General features: G+C 38.7%; 2 protein-coding genes. Both read left to right on the forward strand.

Features of this window, described 5'->3' with window-relative positions; genetic code table 11:
* Positions 1-26 precede the first annotated feature (26 nt).
* Positions 27-545: a hypothetical protein gene (locus Q0256_RS00475; RefSeq protein ID WP_297959027.1), complete on the forward strand. Its 519-nt coding sequence runs from the start codon at positions 27-29 to the stop codon at positions 543-545.
* A gap of 50 nt (positions 546-595) precedes the next feature.
* Positions 596-1,090: a hypothetical protein gene (locus Q0256_RS00480; protein WP_297959029.1), complete on the forward strand. Its 495-nt coding sequence runs from the start codon at positions 596-598 to the stop codon at positions 1,088-1,090.
* The last annotated feature ends 131 nt before the right edge of the window (positions 1,091-1,221 follow it).

Raw genomic sequence — 1,221 nt, forward strand, 5'->3', positions numbered from 1 at the left:
TCGCCGCCTAAAAACAGGGGGCGGCGATGAAAAAATTCTATCTTAAAATTTGGCTACTCGCGTTTATAGCGACATTTGCAGCGATCCCTGCTGCGGCAGCGGAAGGCTTGGATTATTTATTAAAAACCAAAGAGGAAAAAGATTTAGCGATTGCTTGCGATAGCGGCGACGGAAAATACAGTGCATGCACGAGGCTAGTCGAAATTTTATCCAAGAAGTGCGATAGCGGAGATTATGAAAGCTGCGGATTGCTCGGTCTAGCGCTTCTCAGTTCTATGGATAGATATGAGGACTCTGCCTATGCTTGTAAAAAAGCCTGTGAAGCCGGCGCAGCAAACTATTGCTATGTATTAAGTGTAATCGAAATACGGTACAGCGGGGACATAAATTCAGCCATGAAATATCTTGGAAAGACATGCAAAAGAATAGATAGCGTATATAAAAACGAAGCGTGCAAGATAAACGAGGAATTGGAAAAGTGCCTAAACGATAGCGAGTGCAATCCTATAAAAAAAGCAAGAATTTTGTTAAAAAGCGTAAGATGATGTTGTTTAAAAAGCCGCTTTATATATCAAAATTTTAAATAGGAGAGAAAATGCAGAAAATTAAATTTATAATTCTAGCTTTCATATTTTCAATATGCTCTAGTATGGCAAGACCCATGGATTCGAGCTTTTTCAAAACTTGGGAGGAAAAAGAGCTAAATTTAGAGTGCGATAACGGCGATGGAAAATATAGCGCTTGTCAAAATTTATTAAATATTGCGGATAGGAGTTGCTTTGAAAAGGATCAAATTGAAAATTCCTTGGCGTGCGGTTTATCCAGTGAAATTCTATTTAGAACAAATAGGCCGTCAATTGGATTAAAACGATTAATAAGAGCTTGCGAAGTGGGCAGAATAGAAGATTTTTGCTTACTTTGTGCAGGAGCTCATTTTTACTATGATTTAGACATAGACGAGGTAATTAAATATATGACGATGACGCGAGATTTGGCGCACGATAAAGAACATTTCAATAAAATCACCAAAAAATTGCAAGATTGCAAAGCCGATAAAGAGTGCAATCCCGCAAAATTAGAATTTCAATAGGCAACCGGCGAGAGCAAATACGGCGGGCTAAATTTCTAAATTTAAAAAGCAAAGGAAAGATCGCTATGGCGGATAGGCTGATCGACATCGGGCTCATTTTGTTTTTCGGCGGCTTTGGCTTTGTATGCTAT

Origin of the sequence: uncultured Campylobacter sp. (genome assembly GCF_937949835.1) — a bacterium.
In the GTDB taxonomy this organism is placed as follows: domain Bacteria; phylum Campylobacterota; class Campylobacteria; order Campylobacterales; family Campylobacteraceae; genus Campylobacter_B.